This is a genomic window from Actinoallomurus sp. NPDC050550, assembly GCF_040655075.1.
Lineage (GTDB): Bacteria > Actinomycetota > Actinomycetes > Streptosporangiales > Streptosporangiaceae > Actinoallomurus.
In genome coordinates, this window is sequence record NZ_JBFAJC010000009.1 from 97,074 (window position 1) to 121,071 (window position 23,998).

Consider the following 23,998-nt stretch of genomic DNA (forward strand, 5'->3'; position numbering starts at 1 on the left):
TTGAAACCATTCTGGCCTAACCTCCAATCGGTTGCAAAACAAAACCAAATGGGGGTGTCTGTGAACTGGAGGACGAGGCTGCTGCTGGCGGTGGTGTGCGGGGTCGCGGTGGCGAGCGTCTACGCCGGGCAGCCGGTGCTGGGCCCGATGGGGCGCGACCTGGGCGTTCCGGTCGATTCGCTCGGCTGGTTCGTGGCCACCGGCCAGCTCGGCTATCTGGCAGGACTGGTGCTGCTGGTGCCGTTGGGCGACGTGCTCGACCGCAGGCGCTTGATCGCCGCGCACCTCGTCCTGGTGGCCGCAGGAATGGCGATCACTGCGGCCGCCCCGGTCGCCTGGGCGGCATTCTCCGGACTGGCCGCGGCGGGCGTGTTCGCGGTGGTGGTGCAGACCGCCGTCGCGTACACGGCAGCGGTCTCTCCGTCGGCCGAGCGCGGGCGCAACCTCGGCATCGTGACCTCGGGCGTGGTGATCGGCATTCTGGGCGCGCGTGTCATCGCGGGGGTCCTCGCGGACCTGTGGGGATGGCGGAGCATCTACCTGACCCTGGCGATCCTCGCCGCCGTGCTCGCGCTGCTCACCCTTACCCTGCTGCCCGCGGATGTTCGCCCGAACACGGCACGGTACGGGCAGGTCCTTCGGTCCTTCGGTGGGCTGTTCGCCCAGCCGGTGTTCCTCAGCCGCGGGCTGATCGCGTTCTTCCTGTTCGCCTCGTTCGGCACCCTGTGGAGCGGCATGGCCCTGCCGCTGGCCGGTGCGCCGTGGCACCTCAGCGAAGCGCAGATCGGGCTCTTCGGCGTCGCCGGGCTGGCCGGAGCTCTCGGTGCCGCCCGGTCGGGACGCTGGGGCGATGCCGGGCACGCGCGCCGGGTCACCGGCATCGCACTCGCACTCCTGCTCGCCTCCTGGGCCGTGATCGGGCAGCTATCGTGGTCGCTTCCGCTGCTGATCCTCGGCGTGATCCTGCTCGACTTCGCCGTTCAAGCCGTGCACGTGAGCAACCAGCACACTCTCACCACCGCTTACCCCGACCGCACCAGCACCACCATCGGCGCCTACATGGTCTTCTACTCCCTCGGTTCCGCCCTGGGAGCAGCCGCGACCACGGCCCTGTTCGACGCCACCGGCTGGATCGGCCCGGCCATCCTCGGCGCGACGCTCGCGCTCTGCGCACTCGCCACCTGGGCATTCAGTGCCCACACGCCGGGTCGCGCCCCTGCAAACGCTGTCGCTTGTCAGGATCTGGCTCAAAGGCCGTGAAGCGGTTACAGAGGGCGATGGTTCCAGTCGTGGGAGGTCCGGCTTGGTCACCGCACACCACCTACGCCGAGCCGCCGGCCGCGGAGGCGAGTGAAGACACCGACTGTGGAGGCGGGTAGACGCGGGCTGCAGGGCGGGTAGAGGCGGGCTGCGGGGGCGGGTAGAGGCCGGGTGCCCTCCGTCCGGCGGAGGGCACCCGGCCATGGGGGTCAGGCGCCGGCGAGGACGAGCAGCGTCGATTCGGCCGTCTCGTCGACCAGCGCGCCGCGGATCTCCTCGGGCCGGTAGTGCCGCAGCGGCACCGCGAACACCGCCGTCGCGCGGCGGCCCTCGTACTCCGCCGTGTAGCAGAGCACCCGGACGTCCTGCTCGTCCCAGGTCTCCTTCAGCCCCGACCGGAGCAGCCCGCTGACGCGGCGGTACGCGGGGCTGCGGTGGAGTTGCTGGAGACTGGACTCCAGGGGCATCTCGAACGACCGGTCCGCGAGCGGATGCCGTAGCCGTACCCGCAGCCGTCGCAGCGGCAGCAGCCACATGCGGTCGGCCTCCGGCGACAGCGCGACCAGGGCCGCGACCTCGCCGAGGAGCGTCGCTCCGGCGGCCCACGGATGGGCGGCCAGGCCACCGCCCCACCACCGGTCCGCCTGCGTCCCGAGCAGCGCCGCGGCCAACAGCAACCCCGCGCGGCCGAAACCACGCCCGGTCACCGGCGTACGGCGGGTGCTCATGCAGCCGCAGGAGGAATCGGGTGCGGAGATCCGCGCGTAGACCAGGTACCCGAGGAAGCCGGTGGCGAGCACGGCGGCCGCCACCGCCTCGCCCGCGTACACGGGCGGCAGGAGCAGCACCGCGGCCAGCGCCAGTTCGAGCGCACCGGTCAGCCGGTAGGCGAGCAGCGCGCGGCCCGCGCCGACCAGCGACGGCAGCGCCGACCGCTCGGCGGAGCGACGGGCCGACCGGCCGGCGAACTTGATCGCGCCGGACCACAGCAGGGTGCCACCGACGAACAGTGGCTGAACCGACGCCGACCACTCGATCATCTGTATTCCCCTCCTCGGCTAGACACCGGCGTAGACGGTTGCGATGTCCACCTCATTGGTGTCGGGCCGCCAGGCGCCGATCACCTTGACGTGCTTGCCGACCTGCAGGCGGGTGAGGTCGGCGACGGCCGGCGCGTGGTTGTACACCGCGGCGGTCGTGCCACTGATCACATGGCCGACGACCCTCTTGCCGGCGTGGTCGAGGTGCAGCCGCTTGCTCTCGATCGACGCGATCGACGCGTCCAGGTTGACGATGTTCACCCAGATCGCGTCGGCGGCGAGCGAGCCGTCGGGCAGGCGCACGCCGCGGGCGTAGAACCCGTCACCCACCTTGATCTGCTCGAACGTCGTCGGGCGGAGCTTCCAGATGCTGGTGCCGTCGGTGACGTGGATCCGGTGGAGGGTCCGGTCGGAGCCGGACGCCTTGATCAGAGATCCGCTGATCGCGGTGATCCGGCCCTCGGCGAAGTTCGGGTCCAGGGCGCCAGGGTCGAGGTCGAGCCGGGGAGGTGCGGCGAAGGCGGCCTCCGGGGCGAGGGAGCCGAGCGCGGTGGCTCCGGCGACGGCGGAACCGCCCAGGACCGCGGAGGTCAGGAATCGGCGGCGGTCTGGCTGGGGCATGGCGGGGCCTCCGGTCAGCTGTCGATTCGGGCGGCGGAAAGACCGCTGGACAGGTCGAGGATGGCGCTGTACGCCGAGGGGGTCAGGTCGATGAGGCGGTTCGTGTAACAGGTCGAACCGCAGCAGGAGCGCTCGCCGCAGAAGGCGTTGGTGTCCGGCCCGCAGTCGGCGATGGACACGCTCACGCACTTGCCGCTGCAGGTGCTGGTCACGTAGAAGACGTGGCCGCAGGTGCGCCGGGACAGGCCCTCACCGCACTGGTCGGGCCGGGTGATGTTGAAGCAGGCGTCGGACGTGTTGGGCCACGCGCACTGGTGGGATCCCGAGTTGCAGGTGCCGCAGGCGCCGTGGCCGGCGCTGCCGCACGGCCCCCAGGAGCTACCACAGCAGAACCAGGACATCTCGCCAAAGGCGGGAGAGCTGCTGTTGGAACAGCCCATGACAGTCTCCGTTCGGTGGATTCGAGGTGACAGGCCTGCCCGGGATGCCTCCGATGGTGAGGAAGGAAACTTACGGAGTCAACGGACGAGTAAAAAGAAAGTTTCTACAAACGGCGGCCTGCGTTCTTAGCAGATCCCCACGCCCGCGCTCGTCAGGGCGGCGGGCGTATCGCCGCTATCCATCTGAATCGGTGGTCGATGTCCGGAACAGGCCACTGACGCGGGAGTAGCCGCTAGACGCATGTCCCGTGTGCGAATTGCGACGAACTGCTTGCGGAGGGTTATCGGCCTCGCAACGATGGTGCTGCGGAATCCCCCCAAGGAGGCACGATGGCGATCAAAGAAAGCCCGACGTTCCGGCGGCGCCGCGTGGCGCTGGAGCTGCGCCGGCTCCGCGAAAGAAGCAACCTCACGCTGGAACAGGCGTCGAGGCACCTAGAGTGCTCACCCACCAAGCTCAGCCGAATGGAGACGGCGCGGACGCCGCTGCACCCGCGCGACGTCCGCGACCTGCTCGACCTGTACGGCGTCACGGACGAGAAGGTCCGCGAGACGCTCACCGGCCTCGCCCGCGACTCACGCAAGAAGGGCTGGTGGCAGGGGTACGACGACGTCCTCCCCGCCCAGTTCTCGATCTTCCTGGGCCTGGAGACGGCGGCCTCGTCGATCGAGGCGTACCGCTCCCAGCTCCTCTACGGCCTCTTCCAGACCCCCGACTACGCTCGCGCCCTGATGGGCGTCGACGTCCTCCGCCTCAAACCGGAAGAGGTCGACCGCCGCGTCGAGCTGCGCATGGCCCGGCAGGAGCTCCTCACCAAGGAGGACCCGCTACGCGTCTGGGCCATCCTCGACGAGTCGGTCCTCCACCGCATCGTCGGCGGCCGCCAGGTCATGCGCGCCCAGCTCCAGCACCTGCTGCAACTGTCCGAACTCCCCAACGTCGTCATCCAGATCCTCCCGTACGAGGCGGGCCCGGTGCTCGCCACGCCGGAGTCGTTCAACTACCTCCGGTTCCCCGACCCGACGGACTCGCCGATCGTCTACATGGAGTACTCCACGGGCGCGCTCTATCTGGAACGCAAGGAGGAAATCCAGGAATATAGGAAGATGGTCGATCACCTGATCGCGAACGGCGTGGGCGTCGACAAGTCGCTCGCGATGATCGCGGCGGTGATGGACCAGCTGTAGCCGACCGACGGAAGAGGGCGTGTCGTGGCAGCACCGGAGCTGGCAGGAGCCGACTGGCGCAAGAGCAGCCGCAGCAATCCGCAAGGCGGGGACTGCGTCGAGGTCGCGGCGATGCCCTGGCGTAAGAGCGCGCGCAGCAATGCCCAGGGCGGCTCGTGCGTCGAGGTGGCGGTGGTCGTCCACTGACGGGCCGCCGGACACCCGCCTGGTGCAGCAAGTAGCCGACCAGGACGGCGGCGGCGTTCCATCGCTTGAGCGTAGCGATGGCAGACGTGCGCGGACGGGGGCCGGTGTGGAGTGGATCGAGCGTGTGGTCGTGCGCGACGGTGTCCGCCTGCGGTGCCTCGACAGCGGCGGGTCAGGACCACCGGTCGTGCTGCTGCACGGCCTGGCCGGTCACGCGGGAGAGTGGGAGGCGACGGCACGGCCGCTCGGCCGCCGACACCGCGTCGTCGCGGTCGACCAGCGTGGACACGGCCGCAGCGAACGGTACCCCGGTGACGTGTCCCGCGCCGCGTACGTCGCGGACGTCGTCGCCGTCATCGAGCGGCTGGGGATGGGCGCGGTGGCGCTGATCGGTCAGTCGCTGGGCGGGCACACCGCGATGCTGACGGCCGCCGCGTGCCCGGAACTCGTCGACGCGCTCATCCTCGTCGAGGCCGGTGCCGATGGCCCGAATCCGTCCGTCCCCCGGCTCCGGTGTATGGCAGGCTTCCTTGTCGACGTTGTCCGGTAAGGGGCCTTAAGGGGGAGCATGCGTAGGTTTAGGGGGATCCGCTATGAGTCGGGGCTCCAAAGGACGCTACGTCAGATTAAGGGGCTTCCCCGGTGGCAGGCAGTGCTGGTGCTGCTACCGATGCCGCTGCTTTTCGTCGGTGGTGCGCTCGGTGGCGGCCTCGGCGGCCTTGCGACCGCGGTGAACGCGGGGGTGGCTCGGAGACAACAGATGTCGGCGGCGGCCATCGCCCTTGCGATGCTCAGCGTCAGCGCTTTCGCCTACGGCACCTACTTCATCGTGGCCGGCGCACTGCTGCACACGATGGGTTCACCCTCGGGTACGCCTCGAACGCCGGCCATTTCGGAGCCTACGCCGATACCGATCACGAGGTCTCCCATTCCGCCGTCGTCGGTTCCGACGACCGTCGTGCCGACGCCGGGCGTCATCGGCCCGAGGGGCATCGAGCTGACCTGGCCGGCTTTCGTCAACGCCACCGGCCTACCCGCCAACGACGTTATGGGGTACCTGGTGTATCGCAGCGGCCCCTACAAACCCTTCACGGCCTCAACGCCGGAGGTGATCGCGACGCTGGGCCCGCATGACACCAGGTACGTCGACCCGGCCGTACCCACCCTCACCGGCCCGAGCGGAGGAAGCTACACCTACCGGGTGACCGTGTCGACCAGGTCGGGGGCGACGATCCCAGGCCCGAACCTGCCGGTACAGTTCCCGTCGGCCGGTCGTACCGAGATCATCCTACGCGCCAACGCGGCCGCGATGCTGTCCTCGGACCGCCCGAAAACCGTTGTCGCCGCCGGCCAATCGAGCCAACCGCCGCTGAGGGCGGGCCACCATACCGGCGGCGCCGGCGTCGACCGCGTGATCTTCGGCTTCGGGCGGCTACCCACGCTGCTCCGCCACGCGGCCAAGGTCGAGGCACATCTGCGCCTGTGGGACTGCGCCCTCGAATCCAGTGGGGACAAGGTCGGCTCGTTCCGGCTTTATGGACTGCGTCGCTCGTTCACCAGTTCCAAGGCGACATGGAACAACGCGGCGGCCCGCAAAGCGTGGACCGATCCCGGAGGCGACTACGGCGAACCAGCCCGCAAGGGCATTCTGGCCAACGCCGACGACCCGATGATGTGCGACCTCGACGCGACCGCGCTCGTACACGACTGGATCGGCTCACCCCGCTCTGAGCACGGGCTGCTGCTCAAGGCCGGAAACGAGACACCGGCTCCGCAAAATCAGATGACTTTCTTCGGGCTGGGCACAGAAGGGAACGACAACCCCGGGCTGGACCCGACACTTGTGATCACCTACACGTCGCGCAAGTGAGCCCGCGCCGCCAGCCGCTGAAGTCAGGCAGTCCCGTTGATCCATGAGGTCGGGCGGTTCACCCGGGTCGCGCAGCGCCGAAGTCACGCATGGTCACCGGCCGTGCGACGCTTGGGTCGTGTCCTTCCCTCCCGAGACCACCATCCTCCATGGCCGCAGACGCCGCCGGTTCGCGTACGCCCGTTTTCTCGCGCCGCTGATCCTCGTCGGCGGCTGCGGGCTGGCCGTCTCCTGGGACGCCGGGCTGTTCACCTCTGACGGCCGGTTCGCCGCGCTGGACGCCTGCACCCTCATGCCGCCACCGCAGCCGCTCGCGCCGCTGGTCTCCCACGGGGCCCGCGAACCGGGCGACTCCCGGCCCAAGAACTGGCTGGGCGGCCACAGCGGCGACGTGTCCTCCCAGTGCAAGTGGAGCAGCGTGCCGGCGGGCCAGGACCGGCCGTTCCGCACGGTTCGCATCCGCGTCCAGACCTGGATCCGCGAGGGCCACGTCTCCGCCGAGACGAGAGCGACACGGGATCAGGCCCAGTCGCGCGAACCGGCCGCCCGGAGCCACCGGACGCCGGCGACGCCGGTAGGCGTGGGCGAGCAGGGCTACACCTACGTCGACGACTCGAGCATCCAGATTCCGCTGCTGGAGACCAACATCTACGACATCCACGTCAAGTTCCGCGTGTCCAACGCCGTGGTGGACGTGTCCGCGCGCACCCACAGCAGGCCGGGCCCGAAGGAGACGGCCCTGGTCCTCGGCCTGGCGGAGGACGTCGCCCGCCGCATGTCCTGAACGGAGGCCGGATCAGAACGTAGCGGCAGCAATCACCCGCTGCTGCTCACGGCGGGGCTTCTTGCGGGCGACGCAGTCGGCTTCAAGGGGAATCCCACGATCAGCCCGATCTAACGGCTCACCGGTGGCAGAGGCGATGACGAAGGAAGGATCTTCCCGACCCTCAGCCACATCGGCTGGGCCTGCCTGACGGGTTTGGCATGCCGCCGACGTTCTCACTGGGTCAGATTCGACCGGCGGCCGTCGTGGCTACGAATAGTAGGTGGTCGTACTCGACGTAGTGCAGTGAGCCGGTGTAGCCGTAGGACAACGTGTTCGCACGCTTCTCTGCGCTGGTGACCTTCAGCGGCCAGACCGACGGCGTGGAAGGGGACGAAGCCCGGTCTGTCCCGTTAGGCTCATCGCAAAAAGCGGCGCCTACCCCCAAGGGCACGGAGAATGAGTGCGAGCGACGAGGCATCACTACGGACCCCGGCCTACGGGTCGTCGTGCGATCGGAGGGAGCGATGAGCACGACTCCGGGCGAGGCGACGGCCGACCCGTCGACCATTCTCGAAGAGGCCCGTAACCACGCCGAAAGCGGCGATCTCGAACGCGCCGCCGAGTTGTTCCGCAATGTCCTGGAGACCGGCGACACCTCCGAGCGAGCGCAGGCGGCGCTGGGCCTGGCGGTCGTGCTGGAGGGTCGCGGAGATCACGAGGGTGCCCGCGAGGCGGACCGGCTCGCGATCGCGACGGGGGATCCGGAGTACGGTGCCCGCGCCGCGTACCATCTCGCGCTGTCATGGGAGCGGGCCGGCGAGCGCGACCAGGCCCGCGACGCCTGGCGTACCGTCGTCGACTTCGGCAACCGCGCCTACCTCCCGCCGGCCTGCCTCGCGCTCGCCCAGATCGCCGACGAGGAGGGCGACGCCCGCCGAGCGTGCGAGTGGTGGGAGCAGGTCATCGCCACCGAGGATCCGGAGTACGCGCCGGTCGCAGCCCACGACCTGGCCCTTCGCCTGATCGAGTGGGGTGAGCCGGCCCGCGCACAGCGGGTGCTGTCCGGTGCGCTGGACCTCGTCGACCGGGGCCGTGACGCGCAGGCGCACGCCCGGCTCGCGGTCAGCCTGGGCATCGCCCACCTGGAGCAGGCGATCAACGCGTTCGGGAGCGTGACGCCGGGGGAGGACGCCGACCCGGACGTCGTCCCCCTGGCCATCGAGCTGCTCGCCCGGACGCTTCCCCTACGGGGCCGCGACGAGGCCGCCCAGGAGATCTGGCGGCGGGGCCTCGACGACCCCGCGCTCGGCGAGCACGTGCGCGCGAGGCTGCGCCGGACGTTCGCCGCCGAAGGCGAGGACCTCTGGTGGGAGAGCGAGGTGGAGTCCGCCGTACGCGCCAACTCCTTGCCGGCGCTCACCGGCGAGGTCTTCGGGGCGCTCGACCACATGTACGCGTTGATCGCCGCCCGCTACGCCAATGGCGCGGACGGCCTGCCCGCCGAGGCCTACGAGGTGATGGGGGAGGCCGTTCGGGTCGCCACGGCCTACCCATGGGGGCGCGCGCTGCAGGAGAGCTTCGCCGAGCGCCTCCGCCAGGCCATGGGCTCGGATATGCCCATCCTGCCCCCCGGCTGGCCCGACGCCGACCTCGGGTAGGGGCGGCCGGACCCCGGGCGTTCGCTCCCTTCGGCCTCATGCCCGGGTGCGAGCGACCTGGGCGGCTCCGAGTAGCTCCGCGTCGCCGCCCAGCTTCCCGACGGTGAGCGTCAGTGCTTCGTACGCCCCGGCGGGCATGTGCCGGCGCAGGCCGTCATGGAGACCTTCGATGACGGGAGCGGCCGCGGGGCCCAGCGTCCCGTCAACGACGATCATTTGCGGGTTGAGCATGACGCAGGCGGGGGCGAGGTGCTGCCCGACCAGGCGGCCGACGTCGTCGAGAACGCGCCGGACGGCGGGGTCGCCCTGGGCCACGAGCCCGAGGACGTCGTAGATGCTCACGTCGGCGCCGAGCATTGGGCGCGCGGCGTCGAGGATCTGGTCGGGACTGGCGACGATGCCCAGGCATCCGCGCGCCCCGCAGCGGCACATCGGGCCGGCGTCGTCGACGTGGAGATGGGAGAGCTCGCCGGCGAGGCCGTTCGCGCCGTGCACGAGCTGTCCGTTCACGATGAGCCCGGCGCCCATCCCGGTGACCAGCTTCAGGTAGATGACGTGCCGGCGGTCCCGGGCGGCGCCGAACGCCAGCTCGCCGAGGGCGGCGAGGTTGCACTCATTGTCGACCGTCGCGGGTACACCGAAGGCCGCGGTCAGGTCCGGTGCGAGGTCCCTGAACAGCCACGCGGACATGGGCGGAGCCTCCGCGGGCCGCGCGACGAACGCCTCGAGCCGCGAGAAGCCGACGCCTTGCTGATACGGGAAGGGCAGGCCGAGAACGATGTGGTCCACGGACGTCGAGTGGGCGGCCTTCTCGTGGGCGGTGGCCAGCAGCCGGGCGACCTCGGCGACGATGTCCGGGCACTGCAGCCAGTCGTACGGCTCCTCGACCCGCCCGAACAGCTGCCCGTCGGTCGAGACGAGCGCGGCACGGATGACCCGATGCGTGATGACGACGGCGCCGACCAGGGATGCCTTTCGTACGAGCCGGAGCGGTGTGGCGGGCCGACCCCGTATGCGCGCTGGACTGTGCCCATGAGCTTCTTCGAGTACGCCGCGGGCGAGCAGCCGGGCGGTCGCTCCCGTCACCGTGCTGACCGGAAGGGCGGCGAGCCGGGCGAGCTCGGCGCGGGTGAGGGCCTCGTGTTGGTCGAGGAGCTCGACGACGCGCCGTTCCGCGCCACGAGGACTCGTCGTCTCGAGTCCGTGTGTCACAGCGGCAATTATAGCTGATTCGGCGATTAATTGGCGTGATCGCAACACTTCTGCCCGTTGTATCCGGGTATGTCCGAGCGTTAAGTTCCGGCACACGACCTGCGCCGTCGCCTCGGCGCGGTCGCCGGAACCGGCGCGCGTCGAGGCGTGCCCTAAGGAGAGTCATGGCAGAGACCCCCGCCCGCTCGGGCCTCACCCGTCGTCAGATGCTCGTCGGCGGTGCCGCCGCAGCCGGCGCGGTCCTGGGCCCTGAGCTGCTCCGCGCCCGCACCGCGGAGGCGGCCGAGGCCCGGTCCACCGGCGCGCAGGCCACTGTCGACCTGACCAAGCCGACCTCGCCGTTCCCTCACGTGTGGGAGCGGGTCGTCGGCGGGGACTGGGCGAAGCAGGCGCTGCGCCGGGACTACCAGGACCAGTTGTTCGCGTGCCATGACGAGCTCGGCATCCAGTCGCTGCGCTTCCACGGCGTGCTCAACAGCTCGATGAGCACGTACTTCCCGACGGTCAACGGCCGGCCGCGCAATCCGGCGTTGTCGAAGGACGACTACTCCTTCTTCAACGTCGACCAGATCTACGACGCACTGGTCGACCACGGTATGCACCCCTATGTCGAGCTCAGCAGCATGCCGGCGGCCCTGCAGTCCGCCCCGCCACCCTTCGGCGTCTTCCTCTACGACTTCAACCAGATGGAGCCGAAGGACTACGCGCTCTGGGGCAAGGTCGTCGGGGACTTCGCGCGGCACATGGTCGACCGCTACGGCATCGGCGAGGTACGCAAGTGGCCGTTCGAAGTTTGGAACGAGCCGAATCTGTCCGTGTTCTTCAACGGGGACCAGCAGGCCTACTTCAAGCTGTACCGATACGCCGCGGAGGCGATCAAGAACGTCGACGCGAGTCTGCGGGTCGGTGGCCCGGCGACGTCGGCCGGCCAGCTCAGCTTCGGCCCGCCACGCTCTCCCGGCGTGCAGTACTACCGCGAGTTCATGCAGTGGGCCACCGCCAATGGTGTCCCGGTCGACTTCGGCGCCGCGCACGGGTACGAGACGGATACCGGTGCGGGGCCGAACGGAGCGGCGACATTCTTCAAGCAGAACCGCGCCGACACGCCTAAGGGCGTTTCCCTCTATATCTCCGAGACGAACGTCTCGGCGGACCTCGGCGACGCCGCACTCGACCGGTCCGACGCCGCGGCGAGCTTCCTGCGGACCATCATTGAGACGGCGGGGGTCGTGGACGCGTTGTCCTACTGGGCGTTCACCGACATCTTCGAAGAGGCCGGCCAGGCCGACAAGCCGTTCCACGGCGGGTTCGGCCTGCAGACGATCCACGGCATCAAGAAGCCGTCCTACCGACTGCTGCAGATCCTCCACAAAGTGGGGCAGCGCAGCGTTCCGTTCACCCTGTCCGGCGCGCCGGCCACGGTCGGCGGGATCGCGGTCACCGGGGGCGCCGGCGGCAAGGTCGACATCCTCCTCTACAACCACGCCCTCGCCACCGGCGACGGCAGTCACCCCGCTCCCGCCCAGCCCGCCGAACTGACCGTCCAGGTGCGTGGCCTGTCGGCCCGGGCCCGGGCTCGGGTCCAGCTCATCGACGAAGACCACACCAACCCGCAACGCGAGTGGGTCGAGATGGGCTCCCCGGAGTACCCCAGCCGACGTCAACTACGCGCCCTGCAGGACGCCGGCGAGCTCCACGACCAGCCCCTTCAGCTCAAGACGGACCGCACCACCGGCATCACGAGCTTTTCCCTCACCCTCCCGGCCGAAGGCGTCGCCGCAATCCACATCACGTCCTGAACGGACGTTCGGCCAACGGGATTAAAACCGTTCAATAAGGAACTGATTCGTGATCCTGAACTCGCCCCCACCCGGCCGTACCAGCCGCCGGCGCGGTGTCGGCCGGATGCTCGCCATCGGCGCCGTGGCCCTCGGTATGAGCGTCCCGCCGGCGGCAGGCGCTGTCGCCGGCGTGCCGACGGCACCGCCGAGCGCCGTCGCCATCGTGCCGGATCGCGCACCGGCGCTGACGGCAGGCACCTTCCAGAACCCGCCGGCGAGCGTGCGGCCCAAGTACCGGTGGTGGGTGCCGCTCGCCGACACCGACGACGACGAACTGCGCGCGGAGGTCAAGCAGATCGCGGCGTCCGGCGCCGGTGGCGTGGAGGTGTCCCCGTTCGGGGTGCCGGGAGCCGGAAACCAGCAGCCCGAGTTCTTGAAGACCTACGGCTGGGGCACCACGCTGTGGACGCGCAAGCTGCAGGTCATCATCGCCGAGGCGAGCAAGTACGGGTTGACGGTGGACCAGAACATGGGCCCCCATTACCCGCCGACCGTGCCCACCGTCACCGACGTCAACGACCCCGCGGCGGCACAGCAGCTCGTGTACGGCACCGCGTTCGTGAAGGCCGGAACGACCTTCCAGGGAGCTCTGCCCACGCCAACTACGGGCGTGCCGACCGGGGCGAAGACCACGCTCGTCGCCGTCGCGGCCGTCAAGTGTGTCGAGGACTCGTGCCCTGCGCCCAAGGGCGGGTCCCGGGAGCTGGACAGGTCCACGGTCACCGACCTGACGGAAGACGCCAAGGACGGCACGCTGGACTGGACCGCGCCGGCGGGCTCGGGCACCTGGGCGCTGCTCGCCTTCTATCAGACGGCCGACGGCCTGACGAAGACCGGCTTGACCGCGACGACGCCGAACTACGTCGTCGATCACCTCAGCAGCTCCGGAGCGAACGCGGTCGCCTCCTTCTGGAACTCCGCCATCTTCACCCCCGAGACCGAGCGGCTGCTCGGCCGGATGAACGGCACCGGCTCCATCTTCGAGGACTCCCTGGAGATGGGTGCTGACCAGCTGTGGACCTGGGACTTCGCGTCCCAGTTCAGCAAGCGCCGCGGCTACTCCGTCATCGAGGCGCTTCCGGCGCTCACCGGTGCCGGCCAGCAGGGCACGGCCGTTCCGGCGTTCGACTTCAGCGACGGCAGCGGAGCCCGCTACCGGCAGGACTACCGCCAGACCTGGAGCGACCTCTACATCGACCGGTACGTGACCGGCCTGCAGCGCTGGGCCAGGTCGCACGGCCTGAACTACCGTGCCCAGGCCTACGGCGACCCGATCCAGACCGGCCGGGCCGCCCGGGTGACGGGTGTGCCCGAGGGCGAGTCGCTCGACTTCGGCAGCCCGAACTCCAACGGTGCCGAGCAGGACTACAAGATCCTCGCGGGCGGGGCGCACAGCGTCGGGACGACCCGGATCTCCACCGAGTGCTGCGCCGTCTTCAACGGCGCCTACCGATCCACCGTCTCCGGCCGCGACCTCAACCAGGACCTCACGACGGACCAGCCGTGGGTCGACGGCGACGCCCAGAACGGCAACCTCGACACCACCTACAAGGCGTTCGCCGGGGGCGTCACCCAGGTCGTGTGGCACGGCTTCGCCTACAAGGACGCACCGGCCGGGCTCGCGTCCCCCAACCCCGGCGAGGGCGGCGCGTGGCCGGGATACAACCCGTGGAACATCCGGGGCTACCTCAACGTGGGGGAGCTGTTCGGACCGCGTGTCCCGCAGTGGCGGGACTACCGATCGGTCAACGACCACCTCTCCCGGCTCCAGCTGGTCCTGCGGCAGGGCAGGCCACGGCTCGACCTGGCCGTCTACTACCAGGATCTCGGCCTCGCCGGGCAGAGCGTCGGCTCCCAGGAAGCGACGACGCACATGCTCGGCGTCGGCTCGGCCACCGCCGCCGCGGGCTACACCTACGAGTACCTGACGCCCGACACGCCGTACAAGGACCACCGCCTCCTGCCCGACGGTGCCGCCTACAAGGGTTTGGTCCTGAACGACCAGACCACCATCACCGTTGACGCGGCCGAGCGCATCCTCACCCTCGCCCGGCAGGGCCTGCCGGTCTTTGTCATCGGCGACGCCCCCTCGGCCGTGCCCGGCGCGGGCACCGCGAGCCAGGACGCGCGCATCAAGGCCCTGACCACGCAACTACTGCACCAGTCCAGCGTCCGGCACGTCGCCGACGAGTCCGGACTCCCGGCCGCGCTCGGCCACACCGGTCTGCGGCCCGACGCCAAGGCCGCATCGTCCGGGGGAGCACTGGAGACGGTGCACCGGAACGCGGGCGACACCGACTACTACTTCGTCTACAACCGAACCGGCTCCCAGGCCGACACCACGATCTCCCTCTACGGCAGCGGACGCCCCTACCGGCTCGACGGCTGGACGGGCACGATCGATTCGATCGCCGCCTACACCAAGGAGCAGGGCTCCATCAGGGTTCCGGTGAAGCTCGCGCCGTACGACGTCACCGTCATCGCCGTCATCGGTAAGGGGCCGAGCCCAAGACACGCCGTCAACACGAACGCGGACGTCCGCTACGGCGGCGACGGCTCGCTGCTGGCCCGCGCCACCGATGACGGCGACTACACCGCAGCCCTCGACAACGGCCGTACGGTCTCCACCGTCATCAAGGACGTTCCGCCGCCACAGAAGCTGACGTCCTGGCGACTCTCCGCCGAATCCTGGACCCCCGGAGCCACGCAGGACCAAACCCAGAAGACGACCCTGCGCGCGACCAATGTGGTCGCGAGGCAGGACGGCACCCTGCCATCGTGGAGTGAGATCACCACGAGTCCCGGCCTCGGCAACGCCTCCGGCGTCGGCACCTACACCACCACCGTGGTGATGCCCGCCGGCTGGAACAAGGACAACGGCGCCTACCTGGACCTCGGCAGGGCGGTCGACACCGTCCGCGTGGAGGTCAACGGCCGCCCGGTGAGCGGGATCGACCAGAGCGACATCAGCCGCATCGACCTCGGGAGGCAGCTGCACGCCGGCTCCAACACCATCACCGTGACCGTGTCGACCACCCTCTACAACGCGGTCAAGGCCACCGGAGGCGCCACCTACCGCCTGCCGAACCAGCGAACCGGCCTGCTGGGCCCCGTCGTCCTGACCCCGTACGTCGAATCCCCGTTGCGCTGAAAGCCGTCCGCGAACGCGCGGCAACCTACCACCTCGGTCTCTGCCGGGGGAGAGAAGATCGACCGCGACGACCAACGCGAACTCTCGCGCGTCGACTCGCCGCCAAGGAGGCCGCCGCCGAGCGACTCGGCGGCGGCCTCGCCGTCAGGTCAGCCTTGCGAGTGCTGCTGGAGCTTGGCGAGCGTCAGGACGTCGCCGCCGATGCCCCAGCCGCCGTCGGCGACCTCCTCGACGAGCACCATGGTGTTGGCGCGTGCCCGGTCACCGTAGATCTCCGCGTACAGGTCGGTGGCGCGGGTGACGAGCTTCTCCTTCTCCTCCGGGCTCAGCGTTCCCGCCGGGACCTTGAAGTTGGCGAACGGCATTGTGTGTTCCCTTCGATCGGTCGAACCGGTCAGCGGCTGCTTCCGGCGGTCAGGAGGTCTTCCAGCCCTACGCGGCGGAAGAACTCGGCTCTGATGCGGTCGGCGACGGCGGACACGACTTCGCTGCCGTCGCGGCTCGGGTCGATGTGCGTGCGGAGCGGCCGGGTTCCGGCGGGCAGGCCGACGACGTGGACGATCGCGTCGGCCACCTCACGCGCGTCGGCGTCCGGCGGGATGAGGGCCGCCAGCCGGGCGTTGACGTCTTCCATCAGCGCGGCGTACTTCTCGTCGTATTCTGCGGCGCGCTCGCCGTCCGCCGGCGCGCCCGCGTGGGTGAAGTGGTTGGTGCCGGACGTGAACGCCCCGGGCACGATGATCGCGGTATCGATGCCGAATCGGATCAGTTCGGCCGCGTAGCTGACCGCGAGGGCGTCCATGGCGGCCTTGGCGGCGAAGTACGGGCCGAGGAACGGCGGGCAGCCGCCGCGGGTGCTGGAGCTCCCGACCCAGACCAGCAGTCCCTCGCCCCGGGCGCGCATGCGCGGGAGGGCGGCCCGGTTGACGCGCTGGGTGCCCAGGACGTTGACGTCGTAGACGTCGCCGAGCTGTTCCGGGGTGAACGCCTCGGCCGGTCCGAGCACCATGTGCCCGGCGTTGTGCACCAGGACGTCGATCCGGCCGTGAACGGAGATCACCTGGTCGACGGCGGCGTCGGCGGAGTCCTGGCGTCCGACGTCCAGTTCGACGGCGCGCAGGGCCACGCGGTGCTTGTCGGCGTACCGCCTGACATCGTCGACCGCGGTGGCGTTTCGGCTCGTGGTCTGGCGGATGCCCGCGTACACGGTGTGCCCGGCGCGGGCGAGGGCCCGGGCGGTGAGCGCGCCGAATCCGCTCGACGCGCCCGTGATGAGGACGACCTTGTCGTCGGCGACCATGAGGCCTCCTCGTATCGATGATTCCTTCGAAGCGTTAGCGACGATACGTCAGGCGTAGCGACGATCGCAACTCGACGTTATCGACGATACGTATCATTGCTATCATGATGGCCGTAGCGATGCTATAACCAGGCAACGGCCAGGTCATCCGCGTCAACGGCGGCATCATCTGACGTCCCGGATGATCGCAGAGCGTGTTACCGTCGATACCGTGAATGTGAGAACGCGGATACTCGAGGCAGCGGCCGACCTGCTGTCGCGCTCCTCGGAGGCCGACTTCTCGACCCGCGCGGTCTGCGATGCCGCCGGGGTCGGGGCACCGGCGCTGTACCGGCAGTTCGGCGACAAGGAGGGCCTACTGTCGGCCGTCGTCGACTTCGGCTTCGAGCAGTATCTGGCCGGCAAGCGCGCGGCACGGCCGTCGGCGGATCCGGTTCAGGACCTGAGGGACGGCTGGGACAACCACGTCGCCTTCGCCGTGGAAAACCCGAACTACTACCGGCTGATGTTCTCCCCGGGTCTGTCGGCACCGCCGGCGGCGGTCGCGGAGGCACATGAACTCCTGCTCGCCGTGCTGCGCCGATGCGCGGCGGCGGGGCGGCTACGGATCTCGCCGGAGACGGCGGCCCGGATGGTGATGTCCGCCAACTCCGGCGTGGCGCTGTCGCTGATCTCCCGGCCCGCGTTCTACCCCGACCCGGACTTCTCCCGGCGGGTCCGGGACGCCGTCATCGGGGCGGCCACCGTCCCCAACGACGCGTCGACCGAAGGGGACCCCTCCGCCGACACGACCGCCGCCATGGCCGTGGCCCTGGGAGCGAGGCTCCAGGAGGCGCCGCCGGACGCCCTGACCGAGGAGGAGACGGCCCTGCTGCGCCAGTGGCTCAGGCGGCTGGCCGACGCCTCCCCAACGGCCTGAGCGGCCCGTCGCTCAGTCGGTGATGTCGCGCTGGGCGACGACCTTGGTGATCCGGACGCGGACGAGGTACTCGCCGGGCGCGCCGTTGCGGGCACCGTACTCCTCGGCGCGGTCCGCGCCCATGTACCGGCCGCCGATCACGGTCGCCCAGCGGCGCACCTCGTCCACGTCCTCGGACAGTGACGCCTCGCCCCACAGTGAGACGAAGGAGTACGGCGGGGTCTGGTCGTCCACACTGATCGAGATGCGCGGATCGCGGCGCAGCGCCTTCCCCTTGAGCCCCGACTCGTGCGTCGTGAACAGCAGGTCGGGCCCGTCGAGGACGAACCAGATCGGCGTGACGTGCGGCGTGCCGTCCGCCTTGACGACGGCGGCCTTGCCGGTCCGGGTTCCGGTCGAGACGAAGTCGCGCCACTCGTTTTCGGTCATGGTTTCGGCCATGCGCCGATTCTCTCTGAGCAGCGCGCCGGCCCCGACCCGGGGTATTGAACTGCTGGAATTCGAGTGTGCAGGAGTATGCATATATTCCTGTGAGTGACGCTATGGTTGCGGTGTGAATCTGACGGGGCGGACGGAGCGCAGAGGATCACATGGCTGAGCTGCGTTCCATCGATGCGCCGTTCGTTGCGGTCGGGCCGTCCGGTGTGGCGATCCGTGACCGTCTCAAGGGCCTGACGCCGCAGGATGAGACGGTGCTGCGGCTCGTGGGTGATCACCTCGGCTCGCTCGCCTCCAGCGACCTGAAGACACGGTGTGCGGCGGGGCTGGATCATGACACCGGCCAGTGGGCGGACCGGAAACGGGCATTAACCGCCGAGTCGTCCTCGCGGTGGGCCGGTTCGATCACCAAGGCCACGCACGACCAGTGGGCGCTGGCGCGGCGCAACCAGCTCACCCATATCCGCAGCCTCGAGGCCGGGATCGCCACGATCACCCACCGGCTGTCTCTGCCGGTTGGGGAGAAGGGTTCGAAGAAGGCACCGGGTGGTTACCGCGACGCGGATGGGTGGTTCGCCAAGACCCGGCGCCCGCACCTGCGCGAACCGGGCCGTGGCCTACCGCATCTGCGAGGACGTCGAACGCGGGCGCTGGTACCTGACCGCCTCCTGAACCATCCCGGCGGTCGAGACCGTCCCGTTGCAAGCCGCTCGTTCTGGTGGCGTAATCGGTGTGGACACCAACGCCGACCACCTGGCCGCCTGGCGACTCGACGAACATGGCAACCCCGTCGGCGAGCCCCGCCGGTTCGACTACGACCTGACCGGCACCGCTACTCATCGCGACGCCCAGGTCCGCCACGCCCTCATCGGGCTGCTGCACTGGGCTGAACGACACAACCTGGCGATCGCGATCGAGGACCTGGACTTCGCCGCGGAGACGAGCCGCGAAAAGCACGGGCGGCGCAAGCGGTTCCGCAACCTGATCTCCGGCCTGCCCGTGGCCAGGCTGGTGGCGATGGCGGCCGAACTCGGCCTGACCGTCGTCGCCGTTGATCCCGGCTACACCTCCAGGTGGGGCACTCAGCACTGGCAGCGCCCCTCGCTACTGATCGACGCCCCGTCACCGGCCATCAGGCGGCGGCGGTGGCGATCGGACGACGCGCCCTGGGACACCCGATCCGGCGACGGACGGCCCCGCCCCCGCACGGCCAGAGTGATCGTGCGGGGCATCGGACCGTCCAGGCCCGACCGGGCGCTCCGGGGCGTAAGGGACCCTGCCCCCGCATTCCCGGACCACGATCAGGAGTCGTGCTGCCCGGACGCGGAGCGAACGCAGGGAACCAGGACGCCCAACACCGTTCGGAGCGTCCAGCTGAGCACACCCAACTCCTGCTCAGTCTTTAGGAACGGTCAGGACACTGCGGTGCCGATGAGGTGGCCCACCAGGAACGTCACCCCGGCGGCGAGACCGCCGGCGACCACCTGGCGCAGACCCGAGCGCACCGCGGGCCGCCCGTTGAGGACGCCGATGCCCGCGCCGACGCCGAACAACGCGAGGACCGCCAGCCCGATCGCGGCCAGCAGCGCGGCCGCGCCGCCCCCGATCAGGTACGGCAGCACCACGACGAACGCGCCCATCGCGAACGCGAGCAGGCTCGACGCCGCCGCGCCCCACGGGGAGCCGAGCTCGTCCGGGTCCAGGCCCAGCTCTTCCCGCGCGAGCGTGTCGAGGGCGACCTTCTTGTCGCTCATGATCCGGTCGGCGAGGCGCTCGGCGTCGGAGCGATCCAGCCCCTTGGCGCGGTAGAGCAGGACCAGCTCCGCGTGCTCCTCTTCCGGGGTCTCCTCCAGCTCCTGCGCCTCGAGCGCGATCTCCCGCTCGAACATCTCCCGCTGGCTGGACATGGAGACGTACTCTCCGGCGGCCATGGAGAACGCTCCGGCCAGCAGTCCGGCGACGCCCGCCAGCAGGATCGCGGTCCGGGAGGATCCGGATCCCGCGAAGCCCATGACGAGGGCGGTGTTCGACACGAGGCCGTCACTGACCCCGAAGATGCCGGCGCGCAGCGCCCCGGAGCGGTCCGTGCGGTGCCAGCCCTCCCGGCGGGAGATCTGCACGCGCGGATCGGGCTTCCCGCCGTCGATCAGCTTGGCGAGCGTACGGGCGTGGCCCCGCTCGTCGTCGGCCATCCCCGGCGCGGCGTCCGGGTCACGGTCGTAGAGCCCCGCGTCCGAACGCTCGGCACGTTCGATCATCGGCAGGACCGCGCGCGTGGACAGGCGCCGAGCCGTCACCGCGAGTAGCCGGGTGCGCACACTGGGCGGTCCGGGTAGGGGCACCTCCGCCCCGGCCGCGCGAAGCTTCTCCTCCCAGTGGGCCGCGTGCTTCAGCTCCACCGCCGCGAGCTCCTCCAAGATCTCGCGGCGTTCGCCGTTCTCGGCCTGCGCGAGACTCGTGTACAGGGTGGCGGCGTCGCGCTCGCTGGCGAGGAGGTCCCGCCAGCGCTTGACGCGTTCTCGATCAGCAGCTTTGCCCATGGCACTCCTCGTCGTCCCCATCTGTACCGACAACCTGCCAGGACCGGAAAGTCATCCCCGCACCGGGTGCCGCGAAGCCGGGTGTCGCTGATCCGGTGACGCCTCCGAGCGGCGTCATCACAGCTCCTCCATGGTCTCGCAGTACCGAGGGTGGCCGGTGGCGGGGCCGCTCCGGCATGCCTACGCTAAGAGCCGTGGGCAACCTGCCGGCCGGTGGGACACGCTTCGTGGGCCGCGAACGAGAGTCGCGCGAGGCGACGGCGGCGCTGCGCCGCGGACGGCTCCTGACCCTCACCGGAGACCCGGGGGTGGGCAAGACACGCCTCGCCCTGCGGATCGCGGCGCGCGCCCAGCGGTCCTTCCCCGACGGCGTGTGGTTCGTCGAGCTGGCACCGGTGCACGACCCCGAACTCCTCGTCGCGGCCGTCGCCGAGGCGCTCGGGATCTGCGAGGCGTCGCTCGGCACCCGGCAGGACTCGGCCCGCAGCCTGCTCGAGGTGCTCGTCGATCATCTGGCGGACAAGCGGATGCTCCTGATCCTCGACAACTGCGAGCACCTGCTGGACTCCTGCGCGCAGCTGGCCAACCTGCTCCTGCGCGCCGGCCGGAATCTGCACATCATGACCACCAGCCGGCAGACGCTCGGCGTCGTCGGAGAGCAGGTCCTGCCCGTCCGGCCGTTGCCGATGCCGGATCCGGAGAAGACGCCCTCCCTGGCCGCGGTGTCCGGGTCCGACGCGGTACGCCTCTTCGCCGACCGGGCGGCGACCGCGTCCCGCGGTTTCCGCGTCACCGAGGCCAACCACGGCTCCGTCCTGCGATTGTGCCACCGGCTCGAGGGCAACCCGCTGGCGATCGAGCTCGCCGCGGTCCGGGTCCGGGCCATGTCCGTCGACCGGGTCCTGTGGCGGCTGGACGACTACTTCGGGCTGCTGACGGAGGGAAGCAGCACGCACCTTCCCCCGCTCCAGGCGCCGCGTACGGCGATCGACTGGAGCTCCGGGCTGTGCTCCCCGCTCCAGCGGACGTTGTGGCGCCGGCTCGCCGTCTTCGAGGGCGGCTTCGACCTGGACGACGCAGAAGCCGTCTGCACCGGCGACGGCATCGCCACCGACGACGTTCTGGACATTCTCACCGAGCTGATCGATATGTCGATCGTCGTACGGGAGCCTCCGGTTCGGCTGTGCCGGTACCGCCTGCCGGAGATGATCCGGGAGTACGGCCAGGAGATGCTGGCCCGCTCGGTTGAGGAGACCCGGGTACGGGACCGGCACCGTGACCACTACTTCGCGATGGCCGAGCGTGCCATGACGGAGTTCATGACCCCTCGTCAGGCACTCTGGCTCTCCCGGCTGCGCCTCGAGCATCCCAACCTCCGCACTGCGGCGGACCACTCGCTGGCCGCTCCCGGCGAGGACACGCTTGCCGTGCGGATCGCGACCGACCTGGGCCGCTACTGCATCACGAGGGGACTGCTCAGCGAAGGCCGTCACTGGCTGGACCGGGCCCTGGAACACCGCCGGGCCTCGGGCCGCGCCCGGGCGGACGCGCTGTGGGTAGCGGGCCGGCTCGGCATCCTGCAGGGGGACACGACGACGGCAGTGGACCTTCTGGACCAGTGCCGGGACCTCGCCGAGCGGATCGGCTACCCGCTGGCGCAACGACGTGCGGTGCAGTGCGCGGGCCTGGCGGCGCTGTTCGAGGGCCGGTTCGCGGACGCCCAGGCACTGATGACCCGGGCGTTGGAGAGCAGCCGGGCCGCCGACGACGCGGACGGCCAGTGGCTCACGCTGTTCCACCTGAGCATCCTCCACAGTGCTCTCGGCGACCATGAGGCGGCGCTCGCCTGCGCCGAGCGATCCCTGGCGATCTCCCGGGAGCACGGCGCGGCCTTCTCGGAGGCCCACGCGCTGTGGGCGACGGCGATCGCCACCTGGCAACTCGGCGACGCGGCGGGAGCCAGGCCGTTGCTGCGCGCGGCGCTCGACCTCAAGCACACGCTGGGGGACCGATGGGGGATGACGTTCTGCCTGGAGTCTCTCGCCTGGGCGACGACGGACGCGGACGCGGAGGCCGCCGCCCGCCTGCTCGGTGCCGCGGACTCCATGTGGCACTCGATCGGATCGTCGGTGGATCGGCTCCATGGGCTGGCGGAGCCCCACCGGTGGTGTGAGGGCGTGCTCCGTGGAACGCTCGGCCCGGACCGGTTCGGCCAGGCATTCGCCGAGGGAGCTGCCCTCCCGCTGGACGCCGCGGTCGCCTTCGGGCTCGGCCGTACGGCACACGCCGGCTCCTGATCCGCCGTCGGTGACCGCCCTTGTCGCCGGGGCTTGTTTCCCTGTGAGCCGGCACCCCTGTGAGCCGGCACCTCGGCTGAAGGCGCCATCCGGCCGGGGAGTACGGTTTTCGCATGGACATCGCGACCCCGCAGGGTCCGGCCGCGGTCACCCTGGACGCGCCGGCGGAGCCGGCGTTCCTCCTGGTCATGACCCACGGTTCGAACGGCGGGATCGACGCGCCCGACCTGCTGGCCGTCCGCGAGGAGGCGCTCGCGGTCGATGGGGCCGTGGCCCGCGTCCTCCAGCCGTTTCGCCGTGCCGGACGGCGTGCGCCCGGGTCCGCGGAACGCCAGGACGAGGCCTGGCTCACGGTGATCGCCGCGCTCCGTGAGAGGTTTCCTGATGTACCGCTGATTCAGTGCGGGCGGAGCAACGGCGCGCGTGTCGCGTGCCGTACGGCGCTCAAGGCCGGGGCGCGCGGAGTGATCGCGCTCGCGTTTCCGCTGCACCCGCCGGGAAGGCCCGAACGTTCCCGTGCACCCGAGCTGAGGGCGGCGGGCGTGGAGGTCGTGGTCGTCAACGGCGACCGTGATCCGTTCGGTGTCCCGGATCCCGCGGATGCCACCCGGGTCGAGATCCTGCCGGGGGAACGGCATGATCTGGCCAGGAGGCCCGCCGCGGTGGGGGCGGTGGTGGGGGAGTGGCTGCGCCGATGGAGCGCCGGTACGTGCTGAGTCCCCCGGGTTCGATCATCATTATGGACAGGTCCCCCGAAGAGAACGCGTCACGCCGCCGTGTGCTCCGGAAGGTCGGTCGGGCGGTGGGGTGCGATGATTCCCCCGTCGGGAAGCAGTTCGCCGGTGTCCTCGAACAGCACGACCCCGTTGCAGAGCAGGCTCCACCCCTGCTCGGGGTGGCAGGTGATGGTCCGAGCGGCCTCACGGTCGGGTGCGGTCGCCGAGGGGCATGGCGGCTCGTGCGGGCACATGTGCGTGCCTCCGGTCTCGACTACTCGTAGGTTCGGTTGCTTCATGTCACTAAGACGTCTTCGAGTGTGCTGCGGTTCGCCCGCGTGCGGACATAGCCCAGCCGGGCGGTTTTTTCCGATGGCCCCCAGTGACTCCTCGTGACAGAGATCACTTTACGGCTTATCGGTCCGTACCCGCATCCAAATCGGCCAAAGAACAACTCTCGGTACAGACAACGATCTGGCGCGGTGGCCCGATCACGCAGGTCGAACGGTGCATCGCCCGCGTTTCGTCGGGCCGGACGGGCACGGGGTGCGGCCC

22 protein-coding genes are annotated in these 23,998 nt (G+C 70.1%); 13 read left to right on the forward strand and 9 right to left on the reverse strand.

The genetic code is table 11. The features are described from left to right. The first annotated feature begins 60 nt into the window (after positions 1–60). Positions 61–1,260 carry an MFS transporter gene (locus tag AB0I04_RS15100; RefSeq protein ID WP_360884139.1) on the forward strand — a complete coding sequence of 400 codons (1,200 nt, stop codon included), beginning with the start codon at positions 61–63 and terminating at the stop codon, positions 1,258–1,260. Between the two features lie 209 nt (positions 1,261–1,469). Here AB0I04_RS15100 and AB0I04_RS15105 read toward each other — a convergent pair whose 3' ends face one another. From AB0I04_RS15105 to AB0I04_RS15115, 3 genes are read right to left on the reverse strand one after another with little or no spacing between them, the layout of a single operon-like run. After that, on the reverse strand, positions 1,470–2,300 hold the full coding sequence (locus AB0I04_RS15105) for a MauE/DoxX family redox-associated membrane protein (RefSeq protein WP_360884142.1): 831 nt from the start codon (positions 2,298–2,300) through the stop codon (positions 1,470–1,472). Positions 2,301–2,318: 18 nt separating this feature from the next. Continuing rightward, positions 2,319–2,921, reverse strand: coding sequence for a cell wall protein (locus AB0I04_RS15110; RefSeq protein ID WP_360884145.1), 603 nt, complete (start codon positions 2,919–2,921; stop codon positions 2,319–2,321). 14 nt (positions 2,922–2,935) lie between these two features. Further along, the gene (locus AB0I04_RS15115; protein WP_360884148.1) at positions 2,936–3,361 is read right to left on the reverse strand and encodes a hypothetical protein; all 426 of its coding nucleotides are present in this window, start codon (positions 3,359–3,361) and stop codon (positions 2,936–2,938) included. Between the two features lie 330 nt (positions 3,362–3,691). Between AB0I04_RS15115 and AB0I04_RS15120 the strand changes: the two genes are divergently transcribed. From AB0I04_RS15120 to AB0I04_RS15145, 6 genes are all read left to right on the forward strand, one after another. Beyond that, on the forward strand, positions 3,692–4,549 hold the full coding sequence (locus AB0I04_RS15120) for a helix-turn-helix transcriptional regulator (RefSeq protein WP_360884150.1): 858 nt from the start codon (positions 3,692–3,694) through the stop codon (positions 4,547–4,549). Between the two features lie 24 nt (positions 4,550–4,573). Continuing rightward, positions 4,574–4,735 (forward strand): DUF397 domain-containing protein, encoded by a 162-nt coding sequence (locus AB0I04_RS15125; RefSeq protein WP_360884153.1) that lies wholly within the window; start codon positions 4,574–4,576, stop codon positions 4,733–4,735. A 106-nt stretch (positions 4,736–4,841) separates the two neighbouring features. Continuing rightward, positions 4,842–5,285, forward strand: a complete 444-nt coding sequence (locus AB0I04_RS15130) for an alpha/beta hydrolase (RefSeq protein ID WP_360884156.1) — start codon at positions 4,842–4,844, stop codon at positions 5,283–5,285. 120 nt (positions 5,286–5,405) lie between these two features. Beyond that, positions 5,406–6,605 (forward strand): DNRLRE domain-containing protein, encoded by a 1,200-nt coding sequence (locus AB0I04_RS15135; protein WP_360884159.1) that lies wholly within the window; start codon positions 5,406–5,408, stop codon positions 6,603–6,605. 118 nt (positions 6,606–6,723) lie between these two features. Further along, positions 6,724–7,389, forward strand: a complete 666-nt coding sequence (locus AB0I04_RS15140) for a hypothetical protein (protein ID WP_360884163.1) — start codon at positions 6,724–6,726, stop codon at positions 7,387–7,389. A gap of 506 nt (positions 7,390–7,895) precedes the next feature. Next, positions 7,896–9,029, forward strand: coding sequence for a tetratricopeptide repeat protein (locus AB0I04_RS15145; RefSeq protein WP_360884166.1), 1,134 nt, complete (start codon positions 7,896–7,898; stop codon positions 9,027–9,029). Between the two features lie 36 nt (positions 9,030–9,065). Here the strand turns inward: AB0I04_RS15145 and AB0I04_RS15150 are convergent, their stop codons facing one another. Beyond that, positions 9,066–10,241 (reverse strand): ROK family protein, encoded by a 1,176-nt coding sequence (locus AB0I04_RS15150; protein ID WP_360884169.1) that lies wholly within the window; start codon positions 10,239–10,241, stop codon positions 9,066–9,068. A 164-nt stretch (positions 10,242–10,405) separates the two neighbouring features. Here AB0I04_RS15150 and AB0I04_RS15155 point away from each other — a divergent pair, with 164 nt between their 5' ends. Then, on the forward strand, positions 10,406–12,040 hold the full coding sequence (locus tag AB0I04_RS15155) for a hypothetical protein (RefSeq protein ID WP_360884172.1): 1,635 nt from the start codon (positions 10,406–10,408) through the stop codon (positions 12,038–12,040). Between the two features lie 49 nt (positions 12,041–12,089). Next, positions 12,090–15,233 carry a glycosyl hydrolase gene (locus AB0I04_RS15160; protein WP_360884175.1) on the forward strand — a complete coding sequence of 1,048 codons (3,144 nt, stop codon included), beginning with the start codon at positions 12,090–12,092 and terminating at the stop codon, positions 15,231–15,233. Between the two features lie 149 nt (positions 15,234–15,382). Here AB0I04_RS15160 and AB0I04_RS15165 read toward each other — a convergent pair whose 3' ends face one another. Together AB0I04_RS15165 and AB0I04_RS15170 are read right to left on the reverse strand one after the other, a co-directional pair. Next, positions 15,383–15,598, reverse strand: a complete 216-nt coding sequence (locus AB0I04_RS15165; RefSeq protein ID WP_360884178.1) for a 4-oxalocrotonate tautomerase family protein — start codon at positions 15,596–15,598, stop codon at positions 15,383–15,385. Between the two features lie 29 nt (positions 15,599–15,627). Further along, entirely contained in the window at positions 15,628–16,533 is a 906-nt protein-coding gene (locus AB0I04_RS15170) for an SDR family NAD(P)-dependent oxidoreductase (protein WP_360884181.1), read from the reverse strand. A 211-nt stretch (positions 16,534–16,744) separates the two neighbouring features. On the opposite strand from AB0I04_RS15170, the gene AB0I04_RS15175 reads away from it, so the two are divergent. Then, positions 16,745–17,452, forward strand: a complete 708-nt coding sequence (locus AB0I04_RS15175; RefSeq protein ID WP_360884183.1) for a TetR/AcrR family transcriptional regulator — start codon at positions 16,745–16,747, stop codon at positions 17,450–17,452. Between the two features lie 12 nt (positions 17,453–17,464). Here AB0I04_RS15175 and AB0I04_RS15180 read toward each other — a convergent pair whose 3' ends face one another. Further along, positions 17,465–17,881: a PPOX class F420-dependent oxidoreductase gene (locus tag AB0I04_RS15180; protein WP_360884186.1), complete on the reverse strand. Its 417-nt coding sequence runs from the start codon at positions 17,879–17,881 to the stop codon at positions 17,465–17,467. A 555-nt stretch (positions 17,882–18,436) separates the two neighbouring features. Here AB0I04_RS15180 and AB0I04_RS15185 point away from each other — a divergent pair. After that, positions 18,437–18,562: a hypothetical protein gene (locus AB0I04_RS15185; protein WP_360884187.1), complete on the forward strand. Its 126-nt coding sequence runs from the start codon at positions 18,437–18,439 to the stop codon at positions 18,560–18,562. Between the two features lie 740 nt (positions 18,563–19,302). On the opposite strand, the gene AB0I04_RS15190 is transcribed toward AB0I04_RS15185, so the two are convergent. Then, positions 19,303–20,430: a VIT1/CCC1 family protein gene (locus AB0I04_RS15190; RefSeq protein WP_360884189.1), complete on the reverse strand. Its 1,128-nt coding sequence runs from the start codon at positions 20,428–20,430 to the stop codon at positions 19,303–19,305. Between the two features lie 194 nt (positions 20,431–20,624). Here AB0I04_RS15190 and AB0I04_RS15195 point away from each other — a divergent pair, with 194 nt between their 5' ends. Together AB0I04_RS15195 and AB0I04_RS15200 are read left to right on the forward strand one after the other, a co-directional pair. After that, entirely contained in the window at positions 20,625–22,727 is a 2,103-nt protein-coding gene (locus AB0I04_RS15195) for an AAA family ATPase (protein ID WP_360884192.1), read from the forward strand. A gap of 113 nt (positions 22,728–22,840) precedes the next feature. After that, complete coding sequence (locus AB0I04_RS15200; protein ID WP_360884195.1) at positions 22,841–23,443, forward strand: alpha/beta family hydrolase; 603 nt, start codon at positions 22,841–22,843, stop codon at positions 23,441–23,443. A gap of 50 nt (positions 23,444–23,493) precedes the next feature. Here the strand turns inward: AB0I04_RS15200 and AB0I04_RS15205 are convergent, their stop codons facing one another. Continuing rightward, positions 23,494–23,697: a DUF5999 family protein gene (locus AB0I04_RS15205; protein WP_360884577.1), complete on the reverse strand. Its 204-nt coding sequence runs from the start codon at positions 23,695–23,697 to the stop codon at positions 23,494–23,496. Positions 23,698–23,998: the final 301 nt, after the last annotated feature.